The organism is Maribacter sp. (assembly GCF_039968975.1).
Classification (GTDB): Bacteria; Bacteroidota; Bacteroidia; order Flavobacteriales; family Flavobacteriaceae; genus Maribacter.
Window position 1 is genome coordinate 16,261 of the sequence record NZ_JBDVOT010000237.1, and the last position, 18,127, is coordinate 34,387.

Annotated in this window: 14 protein-coding genes; 10 read left to right on the forward strand and 4 right to left on the reverse strand. The window is 30.8% G+C overall.

Features of this window, described 5'->3' with window-relative positions; all coding sequences use genetic code 11:
• Positions 1 to 123 precede the first annotated feature (123 nt).
• The 6 genes from ABJI11_RS16330 to ABJI11_RS16355 all read left to right on the forward strand — a co-directional run bounded on the left by ABJI11_RS16330 (position 124) and on the right by ABJI11_RS16355 (position 7,834).
• Positions 124 to 915, forward strand: coding sequence for a polysaccharide biosynthesis/export family protein (locus ABJI11_RS16330; protein ID WP_348354586.1), 792 nt, complete (start codon positions 124 to 126; stop codon positions 913 to 915).
• A gap of 108 nt (positions 916 to 1,023) precedes the next feature.
• Complete coding sequence (locus tag ABJI11_RS16335) at positions 1,024 to 3,321, forward strand: AAA family ATPase (RefSeq protein WP_348354588.1); 2,298 nt, start codon at positions 1,024 to 1,026, stop codon at positions 3,319 to 3,321.
• Positions 3,322 to 3,428: 107 nt separating this feature from the next.
• Positions 3,429 to 4,625 carry a hypothetical protein gene (locus tag ABJI11_RS16340; protein ID WP_348354590.1) on the forward strand — a complete coding sequence of 399 codons (1,197 nt, stop codon included), beginning with the start codon at positions 3,429 to 3,431 and terminating at the stop codon, positions 4,623 to 4,625.
• Between the two features lie 2 nt (positions 4,626 to 4,627).
• Positions 4,628 to 6,028: an oligosaccharide flippase family protein gene (locus tag ABJI11_RS16345; protein ID WP_348354593.1), complete on the forward strand. Its 1,401-nt coding sequence runs from the start codon at positions 4,628 to 4,630 to the stop codon at positions 6,026 to 6,028.
• Complete coding sequence (locus tag ABJI11_RS16350; RefSeq protein WP_348354595.1) at positions 6,015 to 6,887, forward strand: glycosyltransferase; 873 nt, start codon at positions 6,015 to 6,017, stop codon at positions 6,885 to 6,887. The genes ABJI11_RS16345 and ABJI11_RS16350 overlap by 14 nt, the downstream gene beginning before the upstream one ends.
• 11 nt (positions 6,888 to 6,898) lie before the next feature.
• Positions 6,899 to 7,834, forward strand: a complete 936-nt coding sequence (locus ABJI11_RS16355) for a nucleotide-diphospho-sugar transferase (protein ID WP_348354598.1) — start codon at positions 6,899 to 6,901, stop codon at positions 7,832 to 7,834.
• 42 nt (positions 7,835 to 7,876) lie between these two features.
• On the opposite strand, the gene ABJI11_RS16360 is transcribed toward ABJI11_RS16355, so the two are convergent.
• Positions 7,877 to 9,316 carry a right-handed parallel beta-helix repeat-containing protein gene (locus ABJI11_RS16360; RefSeq protein WP_348354601.1) on the reverse strand — a complete coding sequence of 480 codons (1,440 nt, stop codon included), beginning with the start codon at positions 9,314 to 9,316 and terminating at the stop codon, positions 7,877 to 7,879.
• 473 nt (positions 9,317 to 9,789) lie between these two features.
• Here ABJI11_RS16360 and ABJI11_RS16365 point away from each other — a divergent pair, with 473 nt between their 5' ends.
• The 4 genes from ABJI11_RS16365 (at position 9,790) to ABJI11_RS16380 (ending at position 14,553) form a co-directional block, all read left to right on the forward strand.
• Positions 9,790 to 10,551 (forward strand): WecB/TagA/CpsF family glycosyltransferase, encoded by a 762-nt coding sequence (locus tag ABJI11_RS16365; protein ID WP_348354604.1) that lies wholly within the window; start codon positions 9,790 to 9,792, stop codon positions 10,549 to 10,551.
• A 439-nt stretch (positions 10,552 to 10,990) separates the two neighbouring features.
• Positions 10,991 to 11,470 (forward strand): T9SS type A sorting domain-containing protein, encoded by a 480-nt coding sequence (locus ABJI11_RS16370; RefSeq protein WP_348354606.1) that lies wholly within the window; start codon positions 10,991 to 10,993, stop codon positions 11,468 to 11,470.
• Entirely contained in the window at positions 11,471 to 12,208 is a 738-nt protein-coding gene (locus ABJI11_RS16375) for a hypothetical protein (RefSeq protein ID WP_348354609.1), read from the forward strand. It abuts the gene before it with no gap.
• Positions 12,205 to 14,553 carry a FlgD immunoglobulin-like domain containing protein gene (locus tag ABJI11_RS16380; protein WP_348354611.1) on the forward strand — a complete coding sequence of 783 codons (2,349 nt, stop codon included), beginning with the start codon at positions 12,205 to 12,207 and terminating at the stop codon, positions 14,551 to 14,553. The genes ABJI11_RS16375 and ABJI11_RS16380 overlap by 4 nt, the downstream gene beginning before the upstream one ends.
• A gap of 7 nt (positions 14,554 to 14,560) precedes the next feature.
• On the opposite strand, the gene ABJI11_RS16385 is transcribed toward ABJI11_RS16380, so the two are convergent.
• The 3 genes from ABJI11_RS16385 to ABJI11_RS16395 all read right to left on the reverse strand — a co-directional run bounded on the left by ABJI11_RS16385 (position 14,561) and on the right by ABJI11_RS16395 (position 18,063).
• A complete protein-coding gene (locus ABJI11_RS16385; RefSeq protein WP_348354614.1) occupies positions 14,561 to 15,580 on the reverse strand; it encodes an acyltransferase in 1,020 nt (339 codons plus the stop codon).
• Positions 15,581 to 15,650: 70 nt separating this feature from the next.
• The gene (locus ABJI11_RS16390; protein ID WP_348354617.1) at positions 15,651 to 16,706 is read right to left on the reverse strand and encodes a sugar-transfer associated ATP-grasp domain-containing protein; all 1,056 of its coding nucleotides are present in this window, start codon (positions 16,704 to 16,706) and stop codon (positions 15,651 to 15,653) included.
• Positions 16,707 to 16,734: 28 nt separating this feature from the next.
• Positions 16,735 to 18,063 (reverse strand): hypothetical protein, encoded by a 1,329-nt coding sequence (locus ABJI11_RS16395; protein WP_348354620.1) that lies wholly within the window; start codon positions 18,061 to 18,063, stop codon positions 16,735 to 16,737.
• Between the last annotated feature and the right edge of the window lie 64 nt (positions 18,064 to 18,127).

An 18,127-nucleotide genomic window follows, 5' to 3' on the forward strand; every position in this document is an offset into this window, starting at 1 on the left:
CTGTATTTCTTTATTACGACGATTTTATAAACTAGGATAACGGAATTAATATGAAAGAGATTTTTTTGAATTAATTTTGATGTTCACTATATACGTTAACTAAAAGCTATAAACTATTTATTTATGAAAGCTGAATTTTCCCCAATTAACCTAAAAAAAACAAAAGCCCACCTGCTTAAATTCTCTTTGTTACTTGTGTTTGCATTACAAATATCATCTTGTGGTAGTGCTAAAAAATCCTCTTACTTCAATGAAGTAGGTAATAATACGTTTGCCTCTTATTTTGAACCTTTAGAACCAATTTTACAGAAGAACGATTTGTTGAGCATAAACATTACCAGTTTAAATGCAGAAGTAACTGAGATGTTCAATATTGCAAATAATGCAGGTGGTGTTCAAACTCTTGGTTATTTAATCGATCAAGATGGTTTCATTCGTTTTCCGGTTCTAGGGAAAATAGAGGTTTCTGGGTTGACTAAAAAGGAATTAAGAGAATATATCAGAGAAGAATTGATTTCGAAAAAATTGTTAATGGAGCCAATAGTGGATATTCGTTTTATGAATTTTAAGGTTTCTGTTCTCGGTGAAGTAAATCAACCTTCGGTGTTTACAATTCCTAATGAAAAAGTAACACTATTAGAAGCTTTGGGCATGGCAGGTGATATGACTATTTATGCGCAGAGAAATAATGTTTTATTGATAAGTGAAGAAAATGGTGTTAAAAGTACAAAGAGAATTGATTTGACCTCAGATGAATTGTTTACTTCGCCCAATTATTATCTACAACCAAATGATATTGTTTATGTGCAACCTAACGATAGAAAAGTTAGAAATACGTCAAATTCAGCCCAGTGGTTTTCAGTAATACTAGGTTCTTTGTCTTTAGCGGTAATTGCTATTGTAAATTTCAAATAACTCAATAATATATTTCAACATAAATAGTTTGCATAAAACTTAATGTGTATTAGTAATTAAGATACTGGTTAAGTATATCAGCTTGTTTACCCTATAAAATTAAATTTAATGACAGAAAAGGAATATTTTGATTCACAAATGTCCACTACTCGAAATGAAGAAAATTTTGATGTAAAGGGGTTATTGAATAGCTACCTTAAATCATGGAAGTTTTTTATCGTTTCATTGCTAGTCTTTTTGGCTATTTTCTTTATTGCCTTGCAATTCATGAGTACTTCTTATGATATAACTAGTAAAATACTTTTAAAAAATGAAAAAACTAATATTAATACGTCTGGTAATAATTTAGTTGCTAATAATCCATTTAGTAATTCGGAAAAGGTAAATAATGAAATTGAAGTATTAACGTCTGTACAGTTAATGCGCTCAGTAATGGATAGTTTGTCGTTGCAATGTAAAATCATTGCTCCAGATATTTTTCCTGAAACAGAAGTATACGGTTCAGAATTACCGTTCAAAGTTATAGTTGATACAATTTACCCGCTTGCGTACGAAACTACTTTAAAAATTAAAATTGAAGGGGAAGATAGTTTTAGTTTAGAAGAGGAATTTGAAGATGTACCACTCCAATCAACTTCTGCACATGGTTATAACAATTATAACTTTGATTATAAAATTGAAAAACCATACGGTATTTTTCATTTAGTTAAGAATGTTGAGTCAACTTCAAAAGAAAGTGAGTTTGTAGTTAAATTTAGGGATATAGATGAGTTGGCTCATGATTATGTAAAAAAAGCTTTAAACATTTATGTTGTTAATAAAGATGCTTCTGTAATTAATATAGTATTAGAAGAATCTAATCCTGAAAAAGGAGAAGATATAGTAAATAGCTTGGTTGCTAAATATGGACAGAAAGCGTTTTTAGAAAAAAATGGCTTAGCATTAGAAAATGTAAAGTTTATTGATAATCGTTTAAATACACTTTCTGCTGAACTTAGTGAGGTTGAAATGAACGTAGCTCAGTTTAAAACGGATAATGAACTTGCAAGTGTTGATTTTGACGTAACATCTTTTTCTGAACAAGAAATTGATTATGATAGAAAACTAGCAGATTCCGAGATAGAGTTAAAAGTTTTAAATTCTATTGAGCGTAATTTAAAGAAGGGCAATGAAGAATCTACTATAAATTCATTGAGTGTCACTAGCCCAAACCTAACTTATTTGATTAATAGTTATAATAGGCTTCAAATTGACCGAAAGAGTTTACAAAGGACAGTTCCTGAGAACAATCCTAAAATGATTGATATTAGAAATCAGTTGTCTGAACTTAGAGGTAATATATTAGGAAGTCTTTCAACCTCAAAGCAAAGTTTAAGAAGTATAATTGGCAGTATTCAAAATCGATCAGATGAATTTGCTGAAAAGAAGCAAAGAATACCATCTATGCAAAGACAATTACTAGAAATAAGCAGAGAACAAGGAATTAAAGAAAATCTATTTCTGTACTTACTCCAAAAAAGAGAAGAGGCTGCTTTAATGGTAGGTGTTAAGCAAGATAATTTTATGGTAATTGACAAAGCTATTACCGATTATGAATCAGGATCATCTGACAAAAAATTATACTTATTGATATCATTATTATGTGCTCTTGCATTGCCATTGGCTGTTATTCATTTAAAAGATTTTATGAATAACAAAGTGTTGAGTAAGAAAGATGTTGAAAAGAGAACTACTGTTTCTGTAATTGGTGAAATTGCACATAATGCATCAGACAAAAAAATAATAGTAAGGGGTGAAGAAGCTAGTAGTCTAGCTCAAGGTTTTAGAATGGTAAGGATGAATTTAGATTTTATGCTATCAAAAAAGAATGTACAAACCGTTTTGGTTACTTCTGCAACTCAAGGTGAAGGAAAAACTTTTTTCTCATCAAACATGGGCGTAGCATTAGCATCATCAAGTTCTAAAGTAGTGATTTTGGAATTAGATAAACATAATCCCGAATTAATTGAAAATTTAGGCGAAACTAAAAAGGAATTCGGAGTTACCAATTTTTTAAATCAACCTTTAAATACCATTTCTGTAAATGATATTTTGGTTCCAGTCAAAGACAATGCAAACTTATTTGCCATTGGTTTAGGGTCAGAACAGATTGATGGACTAGAAGCATTTGGTTCCAAAAAAATGGAGGAGTTAATGGTTCAGTTAAGACAAGAATTCGACTATATTTTAATCGATTCTGCACCATTAGGTAAACTGGCAGATACTTTTGCACTTTCAAAATACACAGATTGTTGTCTTTATATAGTACGTGCTAAATATTCAAAGCTAGAAGATTTAAAAATTATTAATGATGTTAAATCGAAGAAAAAATTTAAGAACCCAATCGTTATAATGAACGATGTTTAAGAATAGTAATTTTAGCTTAAATCAAATTCTAGTTTAACCAATCATATATGAATATATACTACATAGTGGTCTTGCTATTTCTTTTGTTTTCTTCTAAAGCTAATTTTTTGGTAGAGTACAATTCGGCATGGTTTGGTTTGGAGTTGTTTTTGATTTTTACCGCTTTTTATTTAAAAAGAGTTAAGAAAAATGATGTTCATTTTTTCCTAATAAGTGCCGTTGTTTATGTTGTTTATATGTTTTTTCGGTTTAAACTGAATAATCTGTCAAATGATTATTTGATAAGTGATATTTTCTACTTTTTTAAATTTTTATTTACGTCCTATTTGTTTTGTCTAATATTAAAAGAAAAAGCACTTTACTATTTAGTGAAAGTTGTATCTCATCTAGCTTTAGTTTCGCTAGTCTTTTATTCAATTCAATTATATGGAAATGGGGTAATAGTAAAAGCAATTGGTACTGCATTTGAAAGTATAACAGTTGATGATGAGTCTTTTAGATATACCAACTTTATCTTTTTCACTTTTGATGATATTCATTATTATAGAAATTCTGGTTTTTGTTGGGAGCCTGGCGCATTTGGGTCTTTTCTGACATTAGCACTTCTATTTAATTTTTTAATTAATGATTTTAAATTAAACAAAGAAGCTTTAATTATAACCTTAGCTATATTAACAACGGTTTCCACTACAGCTTATTTAGGGGTTTTTCTTCTGTTTTTTTTGAGATACAGGGTACTTAATAATGGAAGTAATATAGTTATTGTCATTTTTGCTGTTGTTTTTGCAATTGCAATACCTAATGTACCCTTCTTAGGAGAGAAAATTGTTGAAATTTATGATCAAGATATTCAAGATTTAAAGGAATTAGAACAACTATCAGTTTATTATGAAGATGTAAAAAGGCAGATACCTTTAAATAGATTTGCGAGCGTTATTTTTCTATATGAACAATTTGATTGGAAACTTTTTTTAGGTGTAAGTAACCAATATGACCAATTTTATATAGATGAATATAATGTAAATATATCCAATGGGATTATGGATTTCATAACTAAGTTTGGTCTGGTCGGACTTGTAGTTTTGTTATACCGTTTTGGAAAGCTTTGTAAAGTTTATTTAAAGAAAACAGAATATGTGTTTTATGCAATATTGATTTTACTGACTCTAAGTTTTGGAGAACCCATTCTCATGTTACCTATAAGTGTCATATTCTTATTTCTACCAACATTTAAAAATCAAGATTTTTCACTTTTGTCTAGTAAATATCAAAAGTATTTAGAATTTCAAAGAGCTAATAATTAATAATGAATAATAAGTTAAATTCTTTAAAGGTTATTATCCAATCTTATTTTCAAGGAAGTTCAAGAACCAGTTTATTGGTTAAAAATGTTTTTTCTTCTTTGATTTTGAGAGGTTTAGGTACGGCAATCAATTTTTTATTTGTGCCATTGGTTATCAATTTCGTAAATGCTGAACGTTATGGTATCTGGTTGACATTGAGCTCTGTTCTTACATGGTTTACTTTGTTAGACATTGGGTTTGGTAATGGACTCCGAAATAAATTTTCTGAAGCTGTAGCACTTAATGATATTAAACAACAAAGAAAGTTGGTTCATACAACTGCTGCTGTTTTAATTCTTATTTCAACATCTATATTCATTCTTAATGTAATATTTACCGATAAAATCCACTGGGATGAGTTTCTTGGTGTAAATGTTTCGTATCGCACAGAGCTGCAACAACTTGTTTTTCTTTTGATTTCGTTTTTTAGTCTGCAGTTTATTTTTCAAATATATAACCCTATACAGTTTGCTTTACAGAAACCGGCAATGATTGCAAGAACAATTTTGGTAGGCAACGCCTTAGGTTTAATTGGTATTCTGTTTTTAAGAGAATTTTCTGAGCCTTCATTATTTAATTTGGGTTTTGTAGTTATGGGCAGTAATGTACTTTCCATTTTTTTATTTACAGCATATTTCTTTATCGTTCAAAGACGAGATTTAATTCAAAATATAGAAAAACCTACACTAGATACCCTAGGTTCTATATTTTCTTTAGGGATTAAATTCTTTTTTTTGAATATAGCTTACATGGTTCAATTTCAAACAAGTAATTTTTTAATTAGTAAGTATTTTACACCTGAAAAAGTTACAGAGTTTAATATAGCTTTTAAACTCTTTAGTGTAGCCTCATTAGTATTTGGAATAGTGTTAAGTCCGGTTTGGAGTTCTGTAACAAATGCTCAGGTAAATAATGATTATACTTGGATAAAGAAATTAATAAAGAAACTTTTGCTTATTTGGAGTGTTATTGCTGTGGGTAGTATAATCGTTTTATTATTAGCACCAACTATATACAACTTATGGATTGGTGATATTATTTCTGTACCATTTATAACGTCATTTGGTGTTCTGTTAATTGTTCTGTCAAATTGCTTTTCTTCTATTTATGTCAGTATTCTAAACGGTATGGGTAAAGTGAATTTACAATTTTATATATCAATTTTTGTGATCATATTTTTTGTACCAATAGCATATTTTCTGTCGGTAAAATTAGAATATGGAATTTTCGGAATTTGTATAGCAATAGTTATCACCAATGTTAATGGTTTGCTAGTTGCACCCTATCAAGTATATGCTGAGATGAGAAAAAATGAAAAATCACCTACAAAGAAGGTTGAAATAAGTAGAGATGATGCCAACTAATAAGAAAAAAATAATCACTGTTTTACTTACGTGTCATAACCGTAAGTTTAAAACGTACAGTTGCCTTCAGGCATTATCTAATTGTGCTGTGGATGATAGTTATGAGATAAAGATTTTTTTGGTAGACGATGGCAGTACAGATGGTACTAGCGATTACATCAAGGGCAAGTTCAATAATCTTCAGATAATTCAAGGAACGGGAAGTTTATTTTGGGCGGGTGGTATGCGGACTGCTTGGAAATTTGCATCAGAAAACGAAAATAATACAGATTATTATTTATTGTTAAATGATGATACAATCCTTTTTAAGGATAGTATCATGACATTGTTTAGTGATTTAAAATTTGTGAACGAACCCAAGAGTATTTTAATTGGTTCTACACAAAATCCAGAAACAGGAATGGTATCATATGGCGGACACCAATTATTAAATAAGCTAACATTTAAAAGTAAAATGCTAGTGCCTAATAAAAAGTTTCCGCAAAAATGCGAATTGGGCAATGCTAATATTATGTTGGTACCTAAAGAAGTATATGAGGAAATAGGATCTCTAACAGAAAGCTATACTCACGGTATAGCTGATTTTGATTATACTCTTAAGGCATTAAGTGGCGGGATAAGCAGTTATATATCAAGTTCTTATTGTGGGCATTGTGTTAATGATCATGGTGTAAATTGGCTAAATCAAAAAAGTAATTTAAAAGACCGTATAAAATATTTATATAGCCCTACAGGATTATCCTATAAAGAATATTTACAATTTATAAGAGTACACTTTCCATTACATCTACCTCAGGCTTTTTTATTCTTATGGGGCAAAACTTTATTTCCGATTATTTGGCAATTATTTAAAAAATAAGATTCTATAAATTGAATACGAATATTTCAATACCACCAGTGCTTTTTATCATTTTCAATAGACCGGAACAAACAAAAAAGGTTTTTGAGATGATACAAAAGGTGCAACCTAAAAAACTCTATGTTGCTGCCGACGGTCCGCGAAACAACGGTAGAGATGATTTACGTTGTAAAGAAACTAGGGCTATTATAGATTTTGTGGATTGGGATTGTGAGGTAAAAACTTTATACAGAAAAGAAAATTTAGGCTGTGGATTAGGTCCTAAAACAGCAATTGATTGGTTTTTTGAAAATGAAGAAGAAGGAATCATTTTAGAAGATGACTGTTTGCCTTCTGAGAGTTTTTTCAAGTTCTGTTCAGAACTTTTAGAAAAGTATAGGGATAATAGTCAAATAATGCATATTGGTGGTTCTAACTTCCAAAACGGGTATGTGTCAGATTCAGAGTACTCTTATTACTTTTCTTACTTTAGTCATGAATGGGGTTGGGCAAGTTGGCGTAGAGCGTGGAAACATTATGATTATGAGGTGTCAACATATCCCGAGTTAAAAAAGAAAGGATATTTTGATAACTATTTCTCTAATTTCATTGAGAAGAAGTATCGACTAAGTAAAATTGAAAAAACAATAAAAGCAAAAACAGTTACATGGTGGGATTATCAGTGGGATTATACTAAACTTATTAATTCTGGATTGTCTATAATACCTCACCAAAATATGGTAAAAAATATTGGTTTTGGAGAAGATGCCACGCACACTATAAGTGCTAGTGACAATAGGAGGAAGAATGAAAATCAAGAAATTAATTTTCCATTAAAACATCCCAAATTTGTGATAAGAGATGTAAAAGCTGACAATAAGTATTTTAAATGCTTTTTTAGGACTACTATTTTAAGAAGAAAGATATTAGGATTTTTAGGTGTTCCGGGATATTCCGCTAGAGGCTAATCTGTTTTCATGTATTGACAAAATGGAATTTTTAGGATGTTTTCAATCGTTTGAAGTACAATTAAAGTTTAATATTATAGGCGATCTAGGTTCAAAATCGATATCATCACTATAGTCTACAAGTTCAAAGCTATATTCTGGCCAAATAATATTTGTAGGGTTACATGACTCATAAACCAAGCAGTCAATAATTTTATTACCACCAGAAGTCTCAAAAGCTGCAAATATTAATGAGTTAGACGCTGGTAGACCTCTACCTTGACCTAATTCGCCACATATAATTTGTTTGGCACGTAATCTATTAAAGGTTACATTTCCAGAACCTTCAACTGAAGATGCAACACCGTTGCCCATCTGTAAAAAGTCAACATCTTCAACAAGTCCGCCCGTACCACCACGCGCGCCTTCGGTATTCTGATCTTCAAACATTACACCAACACCACTAGGGCTATTATTACCAACGATCAAACCTTTTTTAATCTGTTGTCCGGCACTTTTGTAGATACTAATATTGTCTTCGGTCCAAGCAACATCACGGTCGTTGATTACCGAAAAATTCTCTAGTAATCCTCCAATACATTTATCGTATTGCACTAATTGCCCTCTAGGAAAAGGACCTCTCATATTGTGGCCTTCAATATAAGTCAATACAGATGCATCGCATTGATCTAATCGAATACCTGTAGAGCCATCTTCTACTTTTACATGTGTTATTACTAAATTCTCAGTATATAATCCTTCAATGCAATTTCTAGTTGCATCAGGTAAAGGACCACTAGAAGGAGCATTTGTATATTTTATGGAACAGTTTTCTATTGTTAAATTATCTGCCTCAGCGAACTTAATACCCATATAAGCACCAGTGTATTCAATAATGCAATTTGATATGACAACACCGGTAAAACCGTTAACTTCAATACCATGTTGATTAGATGTCTTTATATGTAAATTTTCTATTCGCTGGTTATTTTCCGTGACTACTATAGGGCTTGATTCTTGACGACTGTTCGTGCATGGGGTTTCTACTATCTCAGGCTCAGTAATTGTTGGTACCACGGTATAGTTTTCTTCCCCGCTTGTATCAGAAGTAACGGTATAGGTAACTTCTTCGCTAAAATCTTGTGGAGTATCGGTATCGGGTTCAACTGTTGATGTAGAATCTACGGTAATGTTTGGTTTTAGTTGAAGTGTAGATATGTTATTGGTATCAATTTCAACATAAATAAGATTTTTTTCTTCATCGATAACACCAATAATATCTGTGTTAAGACCTATGTTATCATTTGATTGTATGCTGAAATTGGTGATTTGAAGCGTTGAAATAAAAGTTTCATCTTCTGCTAGCGTATCATTAATGATTATTTCACTCAGAATATCGTAATCAGATGAACAAGACCCCAACTGCAATAAAGGGAGTACTAATACCATCAAAAAAAGTATAGAAGTATTGAAGTACATAGGTTTAAGGATAGTTTTGACCATAATTCTAATTTTTTCTATAAATCACGGAGGCATGATTAAAGATTATTTAGAAACGCCTACTTCTTTTAATAACTGCGTTTTATAGTGAATGTTGTTTTAAATGACTAACATATTCAAATCACTTCTTAAAATTTGCTTTTAGATTTTATAATGATGGACTTATCTTGATTTTTGTAAATATGCAGGTTATTGAAATATAGCGTGTTCTAATGGTTGTTCATCCATTACTTTATTCACTATAAGTTCATGATAAATGTACTTTCCAATTGTGGATAAATAGAACTAATAATTCTTATCAATTTGTAGGAATAATAATATTAAAATATCTTGAGATTTTGTATTAAAACTAAGTTTTTCTGTAGGTAATCGGGGCAATATTATTAATATGATAATATTCAATATCTTTGTATTCTGAAGTAACCCCCGTAGTAATCACATTTATATTTGAATTTTTTCAATAAAAATTGATTACGATGCTTATAGATTATTTTATGAATACGAACAATAATAGTTCAGAAGTATTATGCCTTGGTTACCCAATATACAATGCTTCACTTAATGATTTGCCTAACAAACCTAAGTTGTTGGTAAGTACAATAAATCAATATTCTTATTGTATATCAAAAGAAGATACTGCTTTTAAAAATGCTTTATTAAAAAGTGATGTTATTTTACCTGACGGGGTAGGTATTGTAGCTGCGGCAAAATGGCTTAATAATGTTTCTGTAAAAAAAATTGCTGGGGCAGATTTTCATGAATTTCAATTAAAAAGATTAAATGAGATTCATGGCACCTGTTTTTATTTAGGTGCCTCTAATGAAACGTTGACCAAGATCGGTAAGCGTTTAGAAGTAGATTACCCTAATGTAAAATTTGGCAGCTATTCTCCTCCTTACAAGCCAGAGTTCTCAGAAGAAGACAATGCAAAAATGATTGAAGCGGTAAACGCTTTTCAGCCAGATGTGCTGTTTGTAGGCATGACCGCTCCAAAACAAGAAAAATGGAGCCATGCCAATAAAAATCTTCTCGATGCTAAAATTATATGTTCTATAGGAGCTGTTTTTGACTTTTATGCAGGTACGGTAGAAAGACCAAATAAAATTTGGCAAGATTTAGGGCTAGAATGGTTAGGGCGTCTTTTAAAAGAACCTAAGCGTATGGGTAAAAGATATATTTACTATGGTTTTGTATATGTGAGGTATCTTGTAAAGGCGAAGTTTAGTCAAAAAAAATAGAGTAGATAGAGAAGTAACTCGATTTTATAACATACTTACATATCAGATTTATTACTATTTTATAAAAGTACTAGGAGTTAGGGTAATTTGTCTAACTATAATTTCTAAAACGATTAGATGTTCTTGTTTTATATATACCTAATTTTTAATTCTGTATTACACACTTTAATTTATCTCATATTTACTTAATAACTATTTTCTCAACTGCATTTTTTTCTATAAATAGATTTATTTTTGAATTTTGAACACTTTTTTGCCCATAAAATAGCAAGAATGAGAATAGTTGATTTTTAAAGCATCTTTTATAACTTTTATAACGTATGTTTTAAACTAAGTTTAATTCTTTTGCGTTTATCGAATAGAAATTATACAAGTAAATCATATTTCTATTCGGCTTATTATTAATTATTTAAGCAGATTAGTTGTTTTTTTAAAATAAATGAAATTTTTAATATCTGCTTTTTTATTGTTGTTGTTTTGCCCCTTATTTGGTCAAAATAATGAAATAGTTAATGATAATATATCTGTAAACTCAGGTGGAGGTAATGCTACGGGTATAACTGGTAATTATTCTTACTCTATTGGTCAACTATTTTTTACCCCAATTAATGATAAAGTGGATAAGATAGAGCTAGGAGTTCAATATAATTTAGAAAATGAAATACCCTTTATAGAAGAGGAGAAAGGGGAGTTTCTTATTTATCCAAATCCAGTTGCAGATGTTCTTAAAATAAGTTATGCTTCTATTGATGATTTGACATATAACATAATTGAACTAAGTGGTAAATCAATGCTTTCAGGAGCAATTAAAAATAATTACACTGAAATAAATCTGGAGTTTTTAATGGAAGGAATGTATGTTTTTGTGATTTTACAAAACAATAGAATTATTAATTCTGTCAAAATAATTAAGAAATAAATGAAAGTATATCTAGCCATATTAGTTTTCTGTATGAGCCATTTCATTTCTATTGCTCAGTTTAATGAAAAAATTAGTTACCAAGCGGTTATAAGAAATATTGAAGGTGAGATTTTGGTAAAATCGCCGGTTGGTGTTAAAATAGCTATTATTTACCAAGACATAAATGGATCTAGGGTTTATGAAGAAACTCATGCCTTGGTTACTAATGAAAATGGGTTAGTTACCTTGCAAATTGGCGCAGGCGACGTATTATTGGGTAATTTCTCTACCATTGAATGGTCGAACGGTCCTTTTTACTTAGAAACGCAAATGGATTTAAGCGGTGGTACAAATTATTCTATAACAGGTTTAACAGAACTTTTAAGTGTACCCTATGCTCTATATGCTAAAACTGCAGGTTCGGTACAATCAACAAATAGTAATTATCAAAATAAGGCAGACATCATTTCTTTGGAAAATAATAGGAATATTAATGTAAATGATGTCTATAATACTATTGAATGTACGCAAACAGCTAGTTTATCCTTGATTTCAAATTTTGATAGTATGGCTATTGGTGAAATCATTAATCTTGAGGCTCATAATGGTGCCGTACTTTCAATACAAGCTATGGAAGGGGTTTCTTTAAATTATACTGAAGGGGGCAGGGCTACCTTTATAAGCAATACTGGTACTGTTCGTTTTGGTATTTTACGTAAAATTGCTGAAAATTCATATATCGTTTCTGGACAATGAAATTATTCTATTACTTCCTTTTTTTAACATTGAGTTTAAATGCTCAGAATTATCATTATGCGGTAGATAAAAAAGCTATTCAAGAAGTAGAGTTTTATTTAGAAGAAAAGGCAAAAACAAGTGCCGGTGTATATAATGGAGAGGTATTGTTAAGAACTTTATGGAGCAATGTTGAAAAGAATGAAGGAATACATACTATTGATTGGGACGGCTTAGATGATGAAGGTACACCGGTATCTTCTGGAGATTATACTATAAAAGTGCTTTCTAATAATGTAAAGTATGAATGGGAAGGTGCTAAAATTGGTAATACATCTAAAAACCTTACCGGAGAAAATAGATATCATGGTTTAAGCGGCTTTTTTAAGTTTATAGTTCATGATGAAGATATCTATTGGTCTAATGGCTATAATGAACAACGAACAGCGGCATATAGCTCTCAATTAAGTAACCCACAAGTAACGACCCCGGTGTTAGATAAAGGCGCAATAGTTAAATATATTTCTGCGGGAGAAGGAAAAGTGTTTTGGAGTGGGCATGATGTTCAAGCAAATAAATCATTTGTATTTGTTACTGATCAGATTAATAACGAAGAATATATTTTTGATAGTTCAATATCTTACGATGTAACGTATTCTAGAACATATGAATCTTGTTTGAATTTAATAGAGGGTAATGATGCATACATAACCGGTTTGGCTTATTATAATGGTTATTTGTTTGTTGCAAGACAGCTTCAAAACTCTATCCATGTTTTAAATTTATCAGATGGTGGTTCTTTGGTACAAACTATTGATTTTATAAATGCGCCTAGAGAATTAACAACGGATGACAAAGGGAATCTTTGGTTAATTTCAGATGATTCCATTGTCTCAAAATATATTATTCATGAAAACGGTCAGTTAGAAAAGTCTAACCTAAGTATTTCGTCATTAGATGAACCATTGACTTTAGGGTTTAATAAGATAGATAATGTACTTGGTGTGTGTGACGGGGGGGCTTATCAGCAAATTCGATTTTTCAATGCTGATAATGGTGAGGAAGATACACCGTTTGGAGAACTGGGTGGTTATGCAAATGGACCAGTAGTTTCTAATAATAAATTTTATTTTTCAGATTCAAAATCTAAAGATTTCAATGCTGATATATATACGCCCCAATATAATCATGCATCATTAACTTTTGAAAATGATGGTTCGTTTTGGGTTTTAGATACTGGAAACAACAGAATGATGAAATATGATAGTAATCGAAACTTCCAGAATAAAATTCAATATACTCCAGATTGGTTGATGATGTCTATTGATAAAAATAATAGTTCAAGATTATTTGTTGAATTTCTAGAGTATGAAATAGATTATACTGAAGAAAATGTGGGTGAAAGTTGGACTTTAAAAAATAATTGGGGCTTCTTAATACAAGATGAATATAATAACTCATTCGGTCGAATAAGAGAACCGGTAACTTTATCTAATGGAAGAACTTATTTTTTACTAACTAAAGATTATAATTTTGTAATAGCTGAATTGGATGAACATGGAATAAGAATTAGCGATAAGGTTCTAGATGGCTTTAATTGGGTTTGGTTAAAAGACGGTACATTGGTATATGTAAATCCTGCAGAATTAAACGGAGATGTTATTTGGGAGAAGTATGATTTAAATGGTTTTGATTTTAATAACGATCCTATTTTTTTTGGTGGCTCACTTTTAGCAAAAAGAACTAATATATCATCTAATGAACCTCTTTTTCGATATGGTAGTTCCTTGAGTGTTGTACTTATAAATGAGTATAAACTTCTTACTTTTGATGCTAGTCCAGAAAAAAATAATATGGGATCTGGCTATCATTTAGGTTTATTAAATACGAATGATAATACTTGGATATTTAAAACGTCTAAAGCTACAGGGAAGGACTATACTGGCGAATATCCTTTAGATGGTCGATTTGATACAGGGAATGAAGTGCATAATGCAGGAAGTAAAGCAATGGCATTTGGTAAACATATTATTTGGGGGTATTATGGTGAATTTTGGAAAGGTGGTTTTCAAACCAACCAATACGCTCATTATTGGGAAAATGGTCTGTTATTGAATGTGTTTGGCACAAATTGGAAGGAAAATCCAAACGGTCTTTTGGTCAATAGGTCAGGGGGGGCAGTATTTACGCCTTTTGAAGGTATGGCTGGGAATGCAATTACACCATATACTGTTTTCAACCCAATAAATTCTAATATTGCTTATTTATATCACCCTGATGAATCTTGGCATGGGGGTATTCATAGATGGAAAATTTCTAATTTAAATAGTGTGGAAGTCGATAGGCTTTCAATTACAGTAGAATAAATATGTTTTAACTTTTAATCTTCCACCATCCTTTTTTCATAAACGGTCTCTCAAGAATTGGGAATGCCAATAAGCAGAGTAGAGTAGTAACTATAATTAAAACCAGTGGAAGTATTTCTCTGTAGGCTATAGTTGGGATAAGGAAATGACCAGTAACAGATATGACTTGAAAATGTATGAGATAAATAATATAACAAGCACCACCTATTATGGTAAATGGTGTAAAAGATAGGTACTTTAAAAAATATTTTTGAATCAAAATACCATATAGGAATATGAACAAGAAAAATGGCTGTACTATTTCAATGGCTAGTAAAGTTTCATAATGTGCAAGACCAAAAAAAAGTATCAGACATAGTAAAGTAATTGTTTGACCTAATAGTCTAAAAGGAAAAAAATAGGTCTTTTTTGTTTCTAAAATTGCTATGATAATACCTATAGCAAACCAATGAAAATACGTGGTTAAAAAAGGCAATCTATAAAATTGTGAAAAGGCAAATGTGCATAATGCAAATACAGACCATTTCCAAATAGAGTCTTTTGCTAATAGATATAATAAAGGAAGTAATAAATAGAATACGACCTCTATTTCTAAGGACCAAGTAACAACATTGATTAAATTAGAGTCAAAGTTACTGGTATATGTGAGTACTCGAAATAAGCTATAATTTTTTTCCGAATCAAACCCGTCTCTAAAACTTAGTAATGAATAAAATACTATGGTGGTTATTAAAAAAGGTGGCTCAATACGTTCTATTCTTCGTATTAAATATTGCTTGTAACTAAATTTTTTAGTCTTCAATATCTGTGAAGACAATACAAAACCGGAAATACTAAAAAATAAGGGAACTCCATAATGCCCTGTAAACCATAAATTGGATAATATAGAAGCCTTATCCATATAGAGGGTCAGAAAGGCATCTACGTGAAATATGAGGACCGTCATGATAGCAATAAACCGAAGGCCATCTATTTCTGGCCTGTATGTACCTTTAGAGACAACCCTTTTAAACCGTTTTAAATACATGTATTTGTCAGTTTTTAAATTGAGAGATTTCGTATTGTAAATAAAATATTTTATTGTGGAATTTAAGCTGTTACTTAATTATCCATTCCAAATCTTTAAAGCATGGGCCTTGTGTAGCTTCAGAGAATTTTATATCGTTACCGTAGCCGTTCCATTCCATTAGAACCACTTTAGAATGCTTATCAATTATTAGGTCCCATCCTATACATTGCACCATGGGGAGTTTTAAATGAAGTTTTTTTACTTCTGCTGCACATATTTTAAAATTGGGTATGATTTTATCTTTAAATTCAATATTAGAATCTGGATGGCTGCTTATAGTTTGCCAATTAGGTAAATAGCCCACTTCATTTAGTGTGCCATCAATTATATCAATTGGTATTCTTATATGTGTTTTAGAAGTTATATGAGTTTCTCCGTTTCTACCTATTCGTAAGTAACTTGATCGTAAAGATGATGTGCCGGTTTTATTAATGACTGTAGTCAAGCGAATTGTAGCGGTACTATTGAGTTGAAATTGATTAAAAAAATCATGTTGTTCAATAAATAGTTGAAGGGTACCGTTCCCAATAATCTCTAGGGTTTTTAAGTTTAAATTTTCTGTTTTGAGAGCCTTTACGCCTTTTCCTTGAAAAGAATTATCTGCCTTAAAAATTATTTTATTTGTTGGTTGTTTTTCTATTAGTTTTTTAACCTGTTGGGGCGTTAATTTTTGATACTTATGATTAAACCAATTATTGTTGATGAAATAAGCGATATCTAATATTGAGATTGGTTGAAAAAGCTGATTGGTAAGGGGTTTTAAAAATGATATTTTCCCATATTCGCCTTGTATGTTCGGGGTAATTATAGTTCTGTAATAATTGTCGGGAATCCACCCTTCTTTAAATTCTCCACAGACTGCAGTATACACCAATAACCAAGGGGCATAACCTTTCCAACCTAGAGTTTCTTGAGCGTATTGTTGAACTTCTTTTTTTAATTTTATAGGTAATTTCCCTTTTTGTGTTTCAATATTTTTTAAAGCTTTTAATGCTTGCCTGTTAGATATAAAGTGATATCGTTTGTATATTAATAATGTATAATATTTTTTAATGAAATTTTTGACAGGCTCCGTAAGCATCATAGTATTGTTAAGATAATAATTAAATGTATTACCTCTCCAATTCACTAATAATCAAGGGTTTTTTGTTTTTAAGAATCTTAACGACACTCATTTTTATTGGTGTTATCATAATTTCGTTTCTGGTTTTTTGTACTAATGAGCTTACAATTTGATTGACTTCATGAATAGTTGTCAAATTTAGTTGGGGAACATAATGCAGCTCTACAGAGTAATCTTTTTTTTGCACCAATTGTATTTCTCTAATTGTTTTAATTTGTTTTTCAAATAGTAAGTGTAAATGTTCACTTTTTATTCGTAGCCCTGAAGGTAATTCTAAAGTAACCGATTGCCTACCTTTTACTGAAAACATAATAGGTAATGGTATATTGCAATTGCATTGTTCTAAGGTATATTGACCACGATCCCCTATCTCATAACGAATTAAGGGAAACGCATAATTATTTAAATCAGTAATTAATAATTTTCCTGTCACATTTGGTGGCACAGGTACATTATTATCGTCGACGTATTCAATATGCACAGCATCATGTAAAATGTGAAGTCCGGTTTGGTTTGGGCACTCTGCAGCTATCAATAAAACTTCTGTATTCCCATATTGATCGCAAACTGGCGCGTTAAAGGCTTTCTCCATAATTTTACGTTGATTTTCAAGCAATGGTGCCGATGTAACCCAAACCATTTTAGGAGGATGAATTTTTAAGTTGTGATCTAAAAGAAACAGTGCAAATTCATATACAACATCTACGTAACCTTGTAAAAGTGTTGGCTTTAATTTGTTTATCTCTATGACAAATTTTTTCACCTGTGATAAGTTCATTTCCGCACCTGGCAAAAAAATTCTTTTTGTGGGCCACCACAAAACAGTATTAACTACTTTTTTAAATAACGAGCGTTTATAGCGATAAATAAATGCTTGGTTTTCGTACGGTTTAATCCCCCACCAATTTAAAATGCGCCATTGCAAAGAACTAATAGGGAATCTTAAATCGTGTAAAACCGAAACAGCTTGACCAGTACTGCCTGAAGATGACATCTTGCTGACGTGCCAAAATTTAACACCCTTTGCCTTAATTGAATTAAAATTATTTTTTAGCTCTTCTCGTGTAAGTGGCGGTAAGTTTAAAAAATCTACTGGTGTTAATTGGTCAACGTTATCTAATGCTTTTGCATATTTGTTTCCATAAAATTCAGAATTTTCAAAGGCGTGTTTTACAAGTGCTTGCCTTTTTTTAAAATTCAGTTCATTAATAGAACCATTTAACAGTTCTTTTTCATTTTTTAAATAAGAATTGTAAAGTGAAGGCTTTAATATCTTTGTTTTAATGAAATATATTATTTCCTTAAAATTAATCTCCATTTCTATCTTTGCACATTTTAAATTGACGATTGTTCAAGCAATATTCTATTTTCAAAATCTTGCA

Bases quoted from the DNA above. Each gene is read 5' to 3' on its own strand.
- ABJI11_RS16345 (WP_348354593.1), top strand. From the start codon at position 4,628: ATGAATAATAAGTTAAATTCTTTAAAGGTTATTATCCAATCTTATTTT.
- ABJI11_RS16395 (WP_348354620.1), bottom strand. From the start codon at position 18,063: ATGGAGATTAATTTTAAGGAAATAATATATTTCATTAAAACAAAGATA.
- ABJI11_RS16335 (WP_348354588.1), top strand. From the start codon at position 1,024: ATGACAGAAAAGGAATATTTTGATTCACAAATGTCCACTACTCGAAAT.
- ABJI11_RS16390 (WP_348354617.1), bottom strand. From the start codon at position 16,706: ATGATGCTTACGGAGCCTGTCAAAAATTTCATTAAAAAATATTATACA.
- ABJI11_RS16375 (WP_348354609.1), top strand. From the start codon at position 11,471: ATGAAAGTATATCTAGCCATATTAGTTTTCTGTATGAGCCATTTCATT.
- ABJI11_RS16370 (WP_348354606.1), top strand. From the start codon at position 10,991: ATGAAATTTTTAATATCTGCTTTTTTATTGTTGTTGTTTTGCCCCTTA.
- ABJI11_RS16350 (WP_348354595.1), top strand. From the start codon at position 6,015: ATGATGCCAACTAATAAGAAAAAAATAATCACTGTTTTACTTACGTGT.
- ABJI11_RS16330 (WP_348354586.1), top strand. From the start codon at position 124: ATGAAAGCTGAATTTTCCCCAATTAACCTAAAAAAAACAAAAGCCCAC.
- ABJI11_RS16365 (WP_348354604.1), top strand. From the start codon at position 9,790: ATGCTTATAGATTATTTTATGAATACGAACAATAATAGTTCAGAAGTA.
- ABJI11_RS16385 (WP_348354614.1), bottom strand. From the start codon at position 15,580: ATGTATTTAAAACGGTTTAAAAGGGTTGTCTCTAAAGGTACATACAGG.
- ABJI11_RS16360 (WP_348354601.1), bottom strand. From the start codon at position 9,316: ATGGTCAAAACTATCCTTAAACCTATGTACTTCAATACTTCTATACTT.
- ABJI11_RS16380 (WP_348354611.1), top strand. From the start codon at position 12,205: ATGAAATTATTCTATTACTTCCTTTTTTTAACATTGAGTTTAAATGCT.